General features: G+C 47.1%; 15 protein-coding genes. 9 read left to right on the top strand and 6 right to left on the bottom strand.

Features of this window, described 5'->3' with window-relative positions:
* Window positions 1-29 precede the first annotated feature (29 nt).
* Window positions 30-869: a DUF3990 domain-containing protein gene (locus AVZ68_RS01985; RefSeq protein WP_059102854.1), complete on the top strand. Its 840-nt coding sequence runs from the start codon at window positions 30-32 to the stop codon at window positions 867-869.
* An 8-nt stretch (window positions 870-877) separates the two neighbouring features.
* Here the strand turns inward: AVZ68_RS01985 and AVZ68_RS01980 are convergent, their stop codons facing one another.
* The 5 genes from AVZ68_RS01980 to AVZ68_RS01960 form a co-directional block, all read right to left on the bottom strand.
* Window positions 878-1663 carry a zeta toxin family protein gene (locus AVZ68_RS01980; RefSeq protein ID WP_059102853.1) on the bottom strand — a complete coding sequence of 262 codons (786 nt, stop codon included), beginning with the start codon at window positions 1661-1663 and terminating at the stop codon, window positions 878-880.
* 493 nt (window positions 1664-2156) lie between these two features.
* Window positions 2157-2693: a PepSY domain-containing protein gene (locus AVZ68_RS01975; protein ID WP_059102852.1), complete on the bottom strand. Its 537-nt coding sequence runs from the start codon at window positions 2691-2693 to the stop codon at window positions 2157-2159.
* A 141-nt stretch (window positions 2694-2834) separates the two neighbouring features.
* Complete coding sequence (locus AVZ68_RS01970) at window positions 2835-3551, bottom strand: PepSY domain-containing protein (protein WP_059102851.1); 717 nt, start codon at window positions 3549-3551, stop codon at window positions 2835-2837.
* A 72-nt stretch (window positions 3552-3623) separates the two neighbouring features.
* Window positions 3624-4976, bottom strand: a complete 1353-nt coding sequence (locus tag AVZ68_RS01965) for a sensor histidine kinase (RefSeq protein ID WP_059102850.1) — start codon at window positions 4974-4976, stop codon at window positions 3624-3626.
* A 4-nt stretch (window positions 4977-4980) separates the two neighbouring features.
* Window positions 4981-5670, bottom strand: coding sequence for a response regulator transcription factor (locus AVZ68_RS01960; protein WP_059102849.1), 690 nt, complete (start codon window positions 5668-5670; stop codon window positions 4981-4983).
* Between the two features lie 210 nt (window positions 5671-5880).
* Between AVZ68_RS01960 and AVZ68_RS01955 the strand changes: the two genes are divergently transcribed.
* From AVZ68_RS01955 to AVZ68_RS01920, 8 genes are all read left to right on the top strand, one after another.
* Window positions 5881-7053 carry a pyridoxal phosphate-dependent aminotransferase gene (locus AVZ68_RS01955; protein WP_059102848.1) on the top strand — a complete coding sequence of 391 codons (1173 nt, stop codon included), beginning with the start codon at window positions 5881-5883 and terminating at the stop codon, window positions 7051-7053.
* Window positions 7054-7063: 10 nt separating this feature from the next.
* Window positions 7064-7690: a fumarylacetoacetate hydrolase family protein gene (locus AVZ68_RS01950; protein WP_059102847.1), complete on the top strand. Its 627-nt coding sequence runs from the start codon at window positions 7064-7066 to the stop codon at window positions 7688-7690.
* Window positions 7691-7739: 49 nt separating this feature from the next.
* Window positions 7740-8471, top strand: a complete 732-nt coding sequence (locus AVZ68_RS01945) for a glycerophosphodiester phosphodiesterase (protein ID WP_059102846.1) — start codon at window positions 7740-7742, stop codon at window positions 8469-8471.
* A gap of 213 nt (window positions 8472-8684) precedes the next feature.
* Window positions 8685-10223, top strand: coding sequence for a bifunctional GNAT family N-acetyltransferase/carbon-nitrogen hydrolase family protein (locus AVZ68_RS01940; protein WP_059102845.1), 1539 nt, complete (start codon window positions 8685-8687; stop codon window positions 10221-10223).
* A 393-nt stretch (window positions 10224-10616) separates the two neighbouring features.
* Complete coding sequence (locus tag AVZ68_RS01935) at window positions 10617-11114, top strand: FixH family protein (RefSeq protein WP_059102844.1); 498 nt, start codon at window positions 10617-10619, stop codon at window positions 11112-11114.
* Window positions 11115-11125: 11 nt separating this feature from the next.
* Window positions 11126-11863: a DNA/RNA nuclease SfsA gene (gene sfsA, locus AVZ68_RS01930; RefSeq protein WP_059102843.1), complete on the top strand. Its 738-nt coding sequence runs from the start codon at window positions 11126-11128 to the stop codon at window positions 11861-11863.
* Between the two features lie 109 nt (window positions 11864-11972).
* Entirely contained in the window at window positions 11973-13709 is a 1737-nt protein-coding gene (locus AVZ68_RS01925; protein WP_059102842.1) for a phospho-sugar mutase, read from the top strand.
* A gap of 84 nt (window positions 13710-13793) precedes the next feature.
* Window positions 13794-14717 carry a DMT family transporter gene (locus AVZ68_RS01920; RefSeq protein WP_059102841.1) on the top strand — a complete coding sequence of 308 codons (924 nt, stop codon included), beginning with the start codon at window positions 13794-13796 and terminating at the stop codon, window positions 14715-14717.
* A 20-nt stretch (window positions 14718-14737) separates the two neighbouring features.
* On the opposite strand, the gene AVZ68_RS01915 is transcribed toward AVZ68_RS01920, so the two are convergent.
* Entirely contained in the window at window positions 14738-14926 is a 189-nt protein-coding gene (locus AVZ68_RS01915) for a hypothetical protein (RefSeq protein ID WP_059102840.1), read from the bottom strand.
* Window positions 14927-14986 lie beyond the last annotated feature (60 nt).

The following is a 14986-nucleotide window of genomic DNA, read 5'->3' as shown; positions in this document are numbered from 1 at the left end:
GATCAACTAAGTATGAGAGGAAAACGTCCATGTTTCCTAATCAAGAAATCTGTACGGTTTATCATGGTACCAATTTGTTTGCTGCAAAGGCTATTCAACATCACGGCATCTGGTTGAATGCGCAAAGACGGCAAACCGATTTTGGTAAGGGTTTTTACCTGACTTTCAACCGTTCTCAGGCTAAAAGCTGGGCAGTGATCAGAGCAATGCATGCCCCAGTATCTTCACAGGTATTGGAGCAATTAAACATGGGCAAAGCCCAGTACTTTGAAAATCCGGACACAAGCAAGCCCGCTTACGTGGCCTTTCGCCTTGATTTGAGAAAATTAAAGCGGTTAGACGGGTGGTTGTTTCCTTTGCCTCTGGAACCGAGGTGGCGGCAATATGAGCAATCTTGGAAAGCATTCGTTCAAGCTTGTCGAAGCGGAAAAAGGCATACCTTCGACTACGTGTACGGTCCAATTGGAGGCGGACATTTGACCGATTCAAAACTCGTCAAGGTCTCGGCTACGAAAGAGCAATTATCGCTAAACACACCAAAGGCGATTGGCTGCTTAGCGAGTAGTCAAATTATCACGTTTAAACCGGAACAAAAAATGACAGCTATTCCAGCCCTTCACCCTTCGAGGCATTCACTTAGCAGGAGCAACGCTGCCTCTCTATTTTTACGTGAAGTACGAGATCAGGTGATGAGTATCGGTCAGTTATCGTTAAAGCAAGCGAATCAACGTGTAAGAAAGTCATGGATTGCTTCCAATTTCAATCCGATCATGATGCATGAAGAGCCATCGTATTGGGCTTTTTCGGTTTTATTTCGACAAGACGAATTATGGCTTGAGGATTTTGAGAGGTATCAAAGGGCGGAATGAAGCGAACTTTATTTTTTTCCGCCCTTTTTCATGAATTGGTTATAGAGCGGGGCGTGAACATACCCGTTTGTGGCAATCAGTGTTAATCCATCTTGATTATCATATACGTGGTAACTATCAACTGAATCTTTAATAGTTTGAAACGTTCTTGGTACAAGCTTGTGCGTGTTTTCAATGACGTGAGGGGGGATGGTTCGACCTGTTTGTTTTGCTCGTTGGATTGCTCGTTTTTTGGCTACTTTTACAGGAACATCCACAACATAGGCGTGGACCTCATAGTCAGCACGATGCAGTTTGCCGATCAGTTTTTTATACTTCCGCGCCTTGGCCATTGTTCCTTCATATACCAAATGGCTTCGCTCTCTTAAGAGGCGCTTCAATAGCATATCCGCAATATCGCGGGATTCTTTATGAACGAGCGCAGCCGCATAGGTTGGATGAGTATGCTTTAGTAGGGTGTATTCGGGAAGATACTCTTTGATTTCATCGGCATCCACTGTGACAGGTCGGATGCCTTTCTTCGCGCATTCTTTTTCAATAATGCTTTCTCGCAATGTTGTTTTTCCTGTAGCACTTCCACCACCGAGTAAGATCGCCGTCGGTTTCACGGTGTGCTTTGGCATAAAAGGTTTTTTGCTAATTTTTTTCAGGATGTCCATGTGCAGAGCCTGGCGTTCCGGTGTGTAATGGCCCTGTGATGAGTAAAGGCTTTTTGTTTCCTTTAATTCGGAGGCTTTTCTCCTTGCTGTTCTCATTTCCCGACGCCATAGCGTTTTCTTTAAATGGTCCCTCATTGACTCATCACCTGTATTTATAGCGGTTGGGTGCATCTTTACCACAAGGTATGTGCAGATGATCGCTCGCAGAACTTTGTTTTTACATAAAGAATAAGGCATGGACAATAAAATACTTGAGAGGAAATCTACAGAATCATTAACGTAAAGGGAGGATGTGTTAAACAAGTCCATACTCATTCTGACGATCCCTCGGCCATGCCCACTCAAAACGAAAAGCGAAGGCGGGTTGCTCAGAAGCGAGAATTTTGGAAGGCCTGGACTAGAAATCCGGTTTTGGATTTCGGGCCAGGACTGAAAAATCTCGAGCTTCTACTTGCCGGAGCTAGACAATACCGAAAAGCGAAGGCGGGTTGCTCAGAAGCGAGAATTTTGGAAGGCCTGGACTGGAAATCCCGAGTTTGGATTTCGGGCCAGGACTGAAAAATCTCGAGCTTCTACCCGCCAGAGCTAGAAAAAAGAAGCACTGGCTAGCACCAGCGCTTCTCGTTTCTTAATCATCGATGTCGACTTCCAATACGTTTCCTGTTGCCGCATCAATCTCTACTTCAGCTTCTTCATGGGCATCAGCGTCAATTTCGATCTCATACACATAGACGCCATCATCTTTATCAAGCTCCACTTCCTTTACAGTTCCGGCTACTTCGTTTAATGCAATGTTGATCGCTTCCTCCATAGAAATGTTTCCCTTAGAGGGTTGCTCGCTGTCATCGTCATCTCTGTCGTCTTCTTTAGATTTCACGATTTCGCCCGATTCTTTCAGGATATCCAGGTCATATTCTTTGCCATCCTTATGAACCTCGATTTCGTATGTTTCCACACCATCATCTTCGTCTACCTCTGCTTCCTTAATGGAACCGCCCTCTGTCTTTTTTAAGGCAATGTCTTTTGCTTCTTCAATCGTAACGGCAGGGCTGTCGATTTCTTTGGTTTCCTCGGCCAGTGCCGTGTCATCCTGGAGAGCATAGGCACTCACGCCGATGCCTCCGGCTACTACTGCTGCTGCGATCACTGTTTTTACCTTTTTCATTCGAATAACCTCCTTGTTTTAGATATGGTTTCAGTGTATGCCAAGGAAATTAAAACAAAAGGAAAAGAAGATTAGAAAACGATGAGGAATGGACGAGGAACTGCTCATAAAAAAAGAATGCCCTGTATAAGAGCATTCCATTTAATCCGCTTCAACGGCAATGCTGATGACTTCTCCCGTAAAGGCATTGACGAGTATTTCTGCTTCTTCGCTGTCGGTTTCGATGTCAACTTCATACAACAGGACACCGTCCTCTTCGTCAAGATCAATGTCTGTTACGATTCCATTGAACGTTGATAACGCGATTTCGGTAGCCTCGTCCGGGGATAACTGAGTCGCTGGAGATGAATCATCAGAGTTCGTGATTTCCTTTGTATCGCCAACTGTCCCTGCCACCGAATCAATCTCAATGGAGTATGCTTTCCCCTCGTTTTCGACGATGACGGTATAGCGCTGTTTTTCTTCGTCTAACTCAGAGGATTGCACAGCACCCGCTTGTTCCTCAGTAGCGATTTGCTCCGCTTCCTTTTCTGTGATCGGCTCCTCTTCTTGCTCCTCAGCTGGGGCTTCTTCATCTACATTCAATTGCTCGATCTTCCCAGTAGAAGCATCTGCTAAAAGTGCGTAAGTCCCCGTTTCTTCTTTGACAACGACCTTATAATGCGCACTGCCATTGGCATGTGTCAGTTCTGAAGAGACGATTTCTCCCGAGTATTTCGAATCCACAATTTGCCTCATTTCTTGCTCGGTTAAAAGCGAATCGTTATCACCCAGCACATACTGAGTGGTCCCGAAGGCAATGAGAATGACTACCACCACTGTTCCTACTATCCAAATCGCTTTTTTCCTCAAGGTCATTCCTCCCTCCTTGCTATTTTCGCATGCGATGGTTAAAAGAACTGAAGAAGAACATTAAAAATCAGTGAGAAGTTAATATTGTGGGTGCTTTGGGAGTTCAAGCGTTGCGGTTGTACCGTTTCCTTCTTCGCTCGTTAGTTCAACTCCTCCGTGATGAGCATGGGCGATGCGCCTCGCAATCGACAGTCCTAATCCAGATCCGCCTGTTTCACGACTTCTAGCTTTATCGACCCGATAAAAACGGTCGTACACTTTTTCAAGATCGTCGACAGGGATGCCTATCCCTTTGTCTTTAACGGCGATTTTCACAGAAGAAGCTGTAGCGGAAATGACAATGGTGATTTCTTCGTTGCTATACTTGATCGCATTATCCAATAAGATAAATAGCACTTGTTTTAATTTTTGCGGGTCACCTTCAATTGGCAGTTCTTCTTGCTCTGAAAGAACATGGATGACACGATGATAGGCATTTTGCATGTTTCGTCCCGCCTCTTTTGAAAGGCCAATGACATCGACCCTTTCATAATTAAGGTCAAACTGGGATTGATCTTTGGCTAGTTGAAGCATCTGCGTCGTTAGCTCCCTCATTCTAAGTGACTCGGCGTGAATGGCCTCAATGGCTTCTTCCAAAACTTCAGGCTTTTGTTTGCCCCACCGTTTAAGCATTTTGGCGTAGCTTTCAATTACGGTTAGGGGCGTTTTCAGTTCATGAGACGCGTCTGAGACAAACTGCTCTTGTTTTTTATAGTTCGCTTCAAGCAGATCCATCATATGATTGAAGGTTGTGGCCATTTTCGTTAATTCATCATTGGTCGTTGGCTCAATATGAATCTTCTTGAAGGTGCCACGCTTTTGAATTTCTTCCATCGTTTGAATCATTGAACGAATCGGGTTCAAGATGAGCCTACTTAAAACTCGCCCTCCCAGAAACGAAGGAATGAAGATAACAAGGGTCGCCACCGTCAAAACAATTTGCAAGACCCTCATCGTATTTTGAATCGAAGATTGTTCCTCGGTTAATTCCAAAGAAACGACCTCTCCGTTTTCCCATATGATGGGGTGATAGGCAACGGTGTATAGGTGGCCATTGTATGTCTTTAGCTCAGATCGCTCGTTTGGGTGAAACTCCATTGGCAGTTCCTCAAACGGGCTTGGCGTCCTAAAGAAAGGCTCCTCTCTTTTCTCTGAAATCACGCGAATCATGGAGTCTGAAGGAAGGTAAGCCCTTAGCAATGGTTGTATCTCTACCTCTTCAGGAGACTCTTGAATGGCTTCAATCATGCTGTTCATTTGCATTTCAATTCTCTCAAGCGCATTCTCTCTCTGGATTTGCTGGAAGACAAAGTAGATCGATCCGTTCGTTACCAGAAGGATGATTAGCAGCCAAACAGTAGAAAACAGGGTAATGCGGTTCTTAATATTCATTGACCTACTCCCTCATTGTATAGCCCACTCCGCGAATCGTGTGAATGTAGGAGGTAGGGAACGGTGCGTCTATTTTTTTACGTAAATAGCGTATATACACATCAACGACATTGGTCTCTCCGTAATAATCAAAGCCCCACACCCTCTCAATGATTTGTTCCCGGTTCAAGACTTGATTTTTGTGGTGGAGGAGAAAAACCAACAAATCAAACTCTCTTGGCGTTAGCTCAATGTGCGTGCTACCCCTGATGACTTCCCGTGTTTTTTCGTTGACGGTTAGATCCCCCATCATGAAAGATTCATCTTCTTTCTTTTCGGTATAGAACTGGTTCATTCGCAGGCATGCTCGTATTCTCGCAAGCAGCTCTTCGATTTCAAAAGGCTTTGTTATGTAATCGTTCGCTCCTAAATCAAGCCCGCTGACTTTATCAGGCAAAGAATCTCGAGCGGTTAAAAGAATGACAGGGGTTTGGTTTTCCGAAGAGCGAATCCTTCTTAACACTTCCATTCCGCTTAGCTCTGGAAGCATCACATCTAGCAATACTAGGTTCCATCTCCCCGATTTAAATTTTTCCAAGCCTTCGATTCCCGTGGAGGCTACATCCGTTTCATATCCTTCATGGCCGAGTTCCAATTGAATAAGACGAGCAATTTTCTTTTCATCTTCAATGATCAGTATATTTCCTGAGCTCATGTTGCCCTCCTATGTACGGGGAGATTTAAGTTTTGAAAACGTCTGAAAAAGCAAGTGGCACGATGGCATTATATCATGCTGTCTGTCATGTGGTAACATTTATACATCAATTAAAGTCAAGTGATCATCCACTGCTGCTGAACTTCGTACGATTGTGGTACGATGGCTTTAAAAGAAAAAACATAGTTGGATTAGGAAGAGGGGGAAGTGATGATTCAGCAATCAAAAGCGATGGACCGCCTGCCGAAGCAGTTCTTTGCGGCACTTGTGAAAAAAGCGCAGGAGATGAGCGCCGAACACGATGATATGATTAATCTTGGGCAAGGCAACCATGACAAGCCAACCCCAAGCCATATTGTTGACGCATTGAAACAAGGAGCTGAGAACCCAGCGTATCATCGCTACGGTCCGTTTTCGGGATATCTTTTCTTAAAAGAAGCGGTCGCTGGCTATTACAAAAGAGAGTACGGGGTCGAGCTTGATCCCAAAACGGAAGTGGCGATTGTCCCGGGAACGAAGACAGGCATTGTTGAGCTGTGCCAATGCTTGCTGAGTCCAGGGGAGGTCGCGCTTGTGCCGGACCCTGGGTATCCAGATTACTGGTCGGGGATCGCTATCGCCGGGGCAACGATGCACCCCATGGCGCTGAAAGAACAGTGTCAATTTCTACCCGATTATCGTGAGCTGTCCGACGCTACACGAAGAGCCGCTAAAATGATGTTTCTCAACTATCCCAACAACCCGACTGGGGTTCGCGCTCATGCATCGTTTTTCGAAAAAACCGTCGCTTTTGCAGCAAAGCACGAAATCAGTGTGGTTCATGATTTTGCCTACGGAGCGATTGGGTATGATGAGAAGCCGAGGAGCTTCCTCCAGTCAGAAGGAGCGAAGGAAGTAGGGGTTGAGCTTTTCACGATGTCAAAGCTCTACAATATGGCTGGTTGGCGCGTCGGCTTCGTTGTCGGCAACGCGCAAATTGTTAACATGCTTGAAACGCTTCAGGATCACTATCATTGCAGCATTTTTGGTGGGTTACAAGAGGCTGCGGCTCATGCGTTGAATGAAGAGCAGACTTCGGTCGACCGTTTGGTAGACATGTACAGAAGCCGCAGAGATGCGCTTGTGAAAGCAGCGCGTGAGATCGGCTGGGAGGTAACGGCACCTCAAGGCTCGTTTTTTGCCTGGTTCCCGGTTCCGAAGGGCTACGACTCACAGGCATTTAGTGACCTATTACTTGAAAAAGCACATATCGTTACTGCACCAGGAATCGGTTTTGGTGCACACGGGGAAGGGTACGTCCGGCTGGGGCTGTTGGCAGAAGAGGACGTGCTTGTGGAAGCGGTGCATCGGGTTGGCAAACTTGGGTTGTTTAAGAATGAGTAGGGAGGCAGCTATGGAGGACATTCGCAACATTTTCTGTATTGGTCGAAACTATGCAAAGCACGCAGAGGAGCTTGGCAATGAAGTACCGAGTGAACCACTGCTTTTTACGAAGCCGACAAATGCGCTTGCACTTGCGGATGGAAGCGTGCTTTCGTTCCCGGCAACCAAGGGAGAGATTCATTACGAGCTGGAAATTGTTCTCAAGATCGGGAAGGATGTGGAAGAAGGAGATTCACTGGCCGATGTGATTTCGGAAATGGCGCTTGGGGTCGATTTAACGTTAAGAGATGTGCAGTCAAAGCTAAAGGAGAAAGGGCATCCGTGGCTGCGCGCGAAAGGTTTTCGTCATTCAGCGATCCTGACGCCATTCTTTTCTTTCCCTGGAAGTGAGGCGTGCAAAGAAATTCCCTTCTCGTTGACCAAAAATGGAGTCGGGGTACAAAGAGGCCATACGGCACAAATGATATTTTCGTTTGAAGAGATCTTGAAGGAATGCGATGCTGCCTTTGGTTTAAAAAAAGGAGATCTGCTTTTTACAGGAACCCCCGAAGGCGTCGGAAAAATCGCGGACAGAGACGTCTTTGTTCTGTACTGGGGAGAGGAAGAGAAAGGTCGTTTTCGCGCATCGATCGCATAGAGTTCAAAAGGGGCTTAGAGATTTCAGTAGGCTACGAGGAGGGGTTTAATTGAAAACGGAGATCTATGCTCACCGAGGACTCTCTGGCTTGTTCCCGGAAAATACGATGACGGCTTTTCAAAAGGCCGCCGATGTCGGTGCGGACGGCATTGAGTTTGATGTTCAGCTTGCTAAAGACGGAGTGCCTGTGGTTATTCACGATTTGACGATCAATCGAACAACGAATGGCCAGGGTGCGGTGAAGAGCTATACGTCAAGGGAATTGCAGCGCTTTACGGCTTCAGGTAAGTTTCCGAGGATAAATGAGCGGATTCCCTTACTCGAGGAACTATTGGAATGGCTGCAAACGAGACCGCATTTAAAGCTGAATGTTGAGTTAAAAGGGGGTGTGGACGACCGGGCCGCTGCTTGTGAAGTGGTCATGCCGATGCTTCAGTCGTTTGGGGTGCTGCCAAGAACCGTCGTGTCTTCCTTCGACCACCCCACCATCAAAACCGTGAAGGAGTGGGACGAGCGAATTGAAACAGCAGCGCTCACGATGAATGCTTTATATGGCGTTTCCAATTATTTGAAGACGCTTAGGGCTGAAGCGCTGCACTTTCATGTGCCAACACTTTTGAAGTCAGAGGCCGAAGCGTTGATGGCAGAGGGGGTTCTTTTGCGTCCTTTCACTATCAATGACTCCGCACAACTCAAACGCTATATGCAATGGGGCTGTGCCGGTATTTTCACTGATTATCCCCAAAAAGCGCTGACGATTCGTTCCGAGTTGGAAGTGTAGTTTATAAGAGTAGCTGGGCATCAAGCGAGCGTAAGGGGACGTGACTGGCGAGAAATACTTTTTCTTACAAGTCTCATAACACTATTCAAACATCCAAAAAAGAGGTAAACTACAAAAGGGATTAGCGAAAAAACGCTAGTCCTTTTGGTGAGAATTCTGCTAAGTGCGGTGGACGTTATGTCCTGTCTTATCTGCGTAAAAGGGGTGAATATCGTGAAAGAAATTGATGTTTCCAAGTTTGAGAAGAAAATTATCCTTCGAAATATCGAAGAGAAAGATATACATGACATCATGGAGCTGTCGACGCTCTGTTTTAAGAACATGGAGGCTTGGCGCTATGATCAGCTAAAGAGTCACATTTCCATTTTTCCTGAAGGCCAGTTCTGTGTAGAAGTGGATGGAAAAGTGATTGGCTCGTGCTCCAGTTTGATTATTAATTTTGATGAGTATGATGATCAGCATACGTGGGATGAAATTACCGACGAAGGCTATATCACCAATCATGACTCTGAGGGGTATAACCTCTACGGGATTGAAGTGATGGTTCATCCCGACTACCGACGAATGAAAATTGGCCGTCGCCTTTACGAAGCAAGAAAGGAACTCGCCCGCGAAAAGAATTTAAAAAGCATCATCATCGGTGGTCGTATCCCAAACTATTATAAGCACGCCGATAAGCTTACCCCTCGGCAATATGTAGACGAAGTAACGATGCATAATTTATATGATCCTGTTCTAACGTTTCAAGTGATCAACGGCTTCACCTTAAAGCGAGTGAATTCCAATTATCTGGATGACGACAAGGCTTCCATGCGCTATGCGTCGCTGATGGAGTGGAACAATATTGACTATCAGCCATCCACTAGCAAGCGGCGTTTCAAAACCTCGTTCCCGGTGCGGATTACAACGATTCAGTATGAAATGAAGAAAATCTCTTCCTTTGAAGACTTTGCGGTTCAATGCGAATATTATACCGATGTTGCCGCAAGCTATCAGTCTGATTTTGCCGTATTTCCAGAGATATTCACGCTGCAGCTGCTTTCGTTCTTACCAGAGAAGAGCCCGAGTCGAGCGATTCGCCGTCTGACCGAGTTCACGGAGGACTATATTGAACTGTTTACAACGCTTGCCGTTCGTTATAACGTGAACATTATTGGAGGTTCTCATTATGTTGAAGAGGAAGGCAAGATTTACAACATCAGCTACCTCTTCCGCCGTGACGGAACGATTGAAAAACAGTATAAGCTCCACATTACGCCAAACGAGCGTATTTTCTGGGGCATTTCTGCTGGCGATGAAGTGAAGGTCTTTGATACCGATTGTGGCAAGATTGCCATTCAAATTTGTTACGACATTGAGTTTCCAGAGCTCGGCCGAATTGCCACGGACAAAGGTGCGAACATCATCTTTTCGCCGTTTTGTACTGATGATCGCCAAGGGTATTTGCGTGTGCGCTACTGTTCGCAGGCAAGAGCGATTGAAAATCAAATCTACACGGTGATTTCCGGAACGGTCGGAAACTTATCCGATGTAGCAAACATGGATATCCAGTACGCGCAATCAGGCATCTTTACGCCTTCCGACTTCACGTTTCCGCGTGACGGCATTGTTGGTGAATGCAACCCGAACATTGAAACCGTCGTCGTTGGTGATGTGGACTTGGAAATTTTGCGCCGTCACCGCCGTTCCGGAAGCGTCAATCAGTTGCGCGATCGGCGTTTTGACGTCTACCATGTCGTATACAAGCAATGAATAAATGATTGTGGACCTGAAGGGTGTTTCCTCAGGTCCTTTTGTTGTCTAGCTCCGGCGGGTAGAAGCGTCGAGATTTTTCAGTCCTGGCCCGAAATCCAAACCCAGGATTTCGAGTCCAGGCCTTCCAAAATTCACGCTCCTGACCAACCCGCCTCTGCTTTTCGGTGTTGTCTAGCTCCGGCGCCCACTCGCTCGAGGTTTCTTCACGCCGCCAGTTCAAGTCAAGTTCGGACTTGATCTGCCGTCGCTCCAGAACTTGTCGCTCGTGAGCAGGGCGCCTGCGCTTTTCGCTGTTGTCGCCTCCTCCCGAGCCGGCTTATGCAGTGCGAACACTTTTGTTTAAAAAAGGATGAGTTGGCGAGACTGTGGAGAAAAAGGAGGCGAACGCCCGTGCAAACGCAAGGTGCTACGTCGCTAGAGACGACTCTTTATGGGCTTTTTTTCTTGGTTATCCTTTCGATTGTGGTAGTACTCGTAGCATCTCAGCCGACGGTTCGCTCGGACTGGTCCCTGCACCCTGTGGAGGAGGAGATTGTCACTGGTCAGAGGGCGACAGTTCAACTTTTTTTAGAGGATGAATTTCAGTATTCGCTCACGGACGCCAATGTTCGCGTGACGTTTGACCAGCCAGGGACCGTTCATAATATGGAGAAAGTCATGCATCATGTGGAAGGTGGCCTCTATGAAGTTGAAGTGCTTTTTTCAGTGCCGGGTACTTGGGTCGCAATGGTGGAGGCCGAAAGAAGAGGAGAAATCTATTACAATCAATTTTTTCTCCAAGTAGACGGCGACGTCGTGGGGGAGAGCCAAGTGGACCCGGATGATTCCTTTACTCACGATCAACCGCTGCCTAGCAATGTTCAGGGATTAATAGAGAATAAGAATTGAGGAGGAGCACTGTGACATGGCTACCGTTTAACCGAGGGCTTGAAAAAGCGAGATTCATAGAAAGACCAAATCGTTTCATTCTGCATGTTCAGCTTCAGACAGGGGAAATCACTCGAGCCCATTTGCCTGACCCTGGAAGACTGAAAGAGCTGCTGACCCCAGGTAGATCCCTTTGGCTTGAACCTGCATCAGACTCCAATCGAAAGACCCGGTGGACGGCTGTTCTGTGTGAGACAGAGGACGAAAAACCCCTTGTTTCACTGCAGACAACGCTTGCTAACCACCTAGTCGGACAGGCATTAAAGGAGCGGGTGTTGAACGAATTCAAGGACTGGCGCCTCGTTCGTAGAGAATATAAGGTAGGCGCTTCTCGTTTTGATTTTTTGATGAAACACGAGACATTAAGTGAACAGATGCTTCTTGAAGTGAAAAGTGTAACGCTTGCCGAAAATGGCAAAGGGCGTTTTCCAGATGCCGTGACGGCAAGAGGCACCAAGCATGTGGAGGAATTAACCGCTCTTGCTAAAAACGGAGAGTGGAGGACGGCGATCTTATTTGTCGCCCAGCGCTCTGATAGTACAAGCATTGAGCCAGCGGCAGACATTGATCCTATTTTTGCTGCGCGTTTGCGGGAAGCAAAGGAAGGAGGCGTCCTACTGTTTGGGCGTAGGACTGAGCTAAGCACTGCTGGCATTAAACTAGGCGAGCCGTGTCCCGTACATCCATTTCCAACAGAAAGTAGGCACTAATACAACTTCTTAACGGTGACCCCTCAGAAGTGAGCCTAGTCAAACCAGCAAGGACCCGTGTAAAATAAAGACGGTAAACCAATTGTTTTTTGATGAGGAGTTGTCCGGATTGAATGTAGCAGAAGAAGTGAAACGCTGGAACTCGTTCAGCGCCCTTGAGAAGGATGTACGAAAACAGCTCAATGAGATGCTTGAGAAAGAAGAGGAGCTTGCGGACTGTTTTTACCGAACGCTTGCCTTTGGCACAGGAGGCATGCGCGGAGAGATTGGTCCTGGGCCGAATCGCATGAATACATACACGGTGCGGAAAGCAGCGGAAGGCCTGGCGCAGTTCATTGAGAAGAGAGGCGAGGTTGCCAAGTCTCGCGGTGTCGTGATCGCTTTCGATTCTCGCCACAAGTCGCCACAGTTCGCGCATGAGGCGGCGCGAACACTCGGTGCTCATGGCATTAAATGCTATGTTTTCCACGATCTCCGTCCAACCCCAGAGCTTTCGTTTGCTGTTCGTTACCTTCAGGCAGAAGCAGGAATTGTGATCACAGCTTCTCACAATCCCCCTGAGTACAATGGATTTAAAGTGTATGGTGCAGATGGTGGGCAGTTTCCGCCGGAGCCTGCAGAGGAGCTTGTCACTTTTGTTGAAGGGATTGAAGATGAGCTTACGATTGAAGTGGCCGACGAAACAGAGCTAAAGGCAAAGCAGCTCTACCAGGTGATCTCCACAGATGTGGATGATGCCTACAATGAACAGCTGCAGTCGATTCTCATGCAGCCAAAACTTGCAAAGGAGCAGGGCGGCGACGTCAAGATTGTTTTTACCCCTCTCCACGGAACAGCCAATATTTTAACTCGTCGTGTTCTTGAAGAAAGTGGATTTTCGCATGTTACCGTCGTGCCTGAACAGGAGCTTCCCGATCCGGAATTTTCGACCGTCTCCTCCCCGAACCCAGAGGAGCATGCGGCCTTTGAGCTCGCCATTCAATACGGAAACGAAGAGCAAGCGGACCTTTTGCTTGCCACAGACCCGGATGCCGACCGAGTAGGACTTGCGGTTAAAAATGAACAGGACGAATATGTTGTTCTCACCGGCAATCAGACAGGCGCGTTGTTGCTTGATTACTTGCTTGAGCAGAAAAAAGAGCAAGATACCCTGCCGGAGAATGGGGTCGTTCTGAAAACGATCGTTACTTCCGAGATCGGGCGTAACATTGCGGACGCTTATGGGTTGACGACGGTGGACACACTGACGGGGTTCAAATTCATCGGTGAAAAAATGGGGCAATACGAGAAGAGCGGCGAGCATAGATTTCTGTTTGGCTATGAAGAAAGCTACGGCTATCTGATCGGTGATTTCGTGCGAGACAAGGACGCCGTCCAAGCATGTCTTTTGGCAGCGGAAGTAGCCCTGCACTATAAAAAGCAAGGCATGACGGTCTATCAAGGCTTGCAGCAGGTCTTTCGCAAATACGGTTTCTACCGTGAAGGGTTAGAATCGCTAACGCTTAAGGGCAAAGAAGGTGCGGAGAAAATTGCTAGCATTCTCTCCTCCTTACGCCACGAACCTCCAACTAAAATGAACGGAACAACGGTTGCTTCTGTGGAGGATTACGATGCGCGAACAAGAACATGGCTTGCAAAAGGGAAATCAGAGTCACTTGCTTTGCCTGCTTCCAATGTGTTGAAATATAAGCTGAACGATGGCTCCTGGTTCTGTGTACGCCCTTCTGGAACAGAGCCGAAAGTGAAATTCTACTTTGGCGTTGTTGGTGAGAGTGAGACCGACAGTGTCGAGAAGCTCGCTTCCTTGCAAAAATCCGTGATGAGCTACATGAACGCGTATATTTAAATTCTGACGAAAGCAATAGAGGCAAAGACGAAAAAGCACATCCTGCACAGAGATGTGCTTTTTCGCTAGCAATGGAGGGATGGGATGAGCAAAAGTAGCGCATATTTATCAATCGCACTTGGGGCGGCGCTCTGGGGCATTATCGGTCTGTTTGTTACGAGGCTTTATGAACTTGGGTTTGAACCGGTACATGTGGTGACACTGCGCGTCACATGTGCAGCTATATTTCTCGTAGGCTTTGTGTTCCTGAAAGACAAACGAAAACTCGTCATTCGCCTGGCGGATGGTCGGTATTTTATTGGTACAGGGATTGTCAGCATCCTGTTTTTTAACTGGTTTTTGTTTCAGGCGATTGAGATGACAACCATCTCCGTCGCGACGACCCTTTTGTATACAGCCCCGATGTTTGTTCTCGTTCTTTCCAGAGTGTTTTTTAAAGAGTGGATCACGAAGGAAAAGGGGGTGGCGCTCTTTTTCACACTCATCGGCTGTGCGCTCGTGGTTGGTTTACTGCCAACAGGCACCGAAGCCATCTCACTTACTGGCTTGTTGTTAGGCATAGGCTCAGGCTTTTTTTACGCACTGTACAGCATCTTCGGGAAGTTTGCGCTCGCGAAGTATGAAGCGATGACTGTGAGTACGTATACGTTTGTCTTTGCAGCAGTGGCGATTGCCCCTTTTAGCGGGCTTTGGCATGTGCCTCATCTTCTAGGGAATGGGCAGGTGTGGCTGTACGTACTGGGGTTAGGTTTTTTCTCGACAACACTGGCGTTTTTGCTTTATACGAAAGGACTGCAGTACGTAGAATCCAGCAAGGCTTCGATCATCGCTACGATTGAGCCTGTTGTTGCAGTATTGGTTAGCGTCCTTCTCGTTGGCGAAGCATTAACCCTTTGGCAAGGGCTTGGCGTTGGTCTCGTCCTTTTCGCGGTGGTTCTCGTGCAAAAGCGGACGAAAATAGAGCGGGAGCGCATGAGTGGCGGTATAAAAAAGAAAGCGGACGCTTAATGCCGCTTTCTGTCCGCCGCCTACGGTTTTCGTTTTTCCAAATCCTCCAACTTCGCTAAGATTTTATCCATTTTTTCGTTCAAGTCATCCATATCAGGCCCCATCCCCTGGCGCATTTCCAGTTCTTTTTGTCTTGAATTGTTGACGATATAGACAATGATAACAGCCGTCAGCATCCCCCCAAGTGGGATAAACACTCCAATATCCAAAACGATTCCTCCTTTTTTTCAAGGCCTTTGGTCATAGTGTAGCACAAATACTGAATGTTT

The sequence above is a fragment of the Shouchella shacheensis genome, assembly GCF_001484965.1.
GTDB lineage: Bacteria > Bacillota > Bacilli > Bacillales > Bacillaceae_D > Shouchella > Shouchella shacheensis.
The sequence above is the reverse complement of the archived record's forward strand: the minus strand, read 5'-3'. Positions and strand labels throughout refer to the sequence as shown.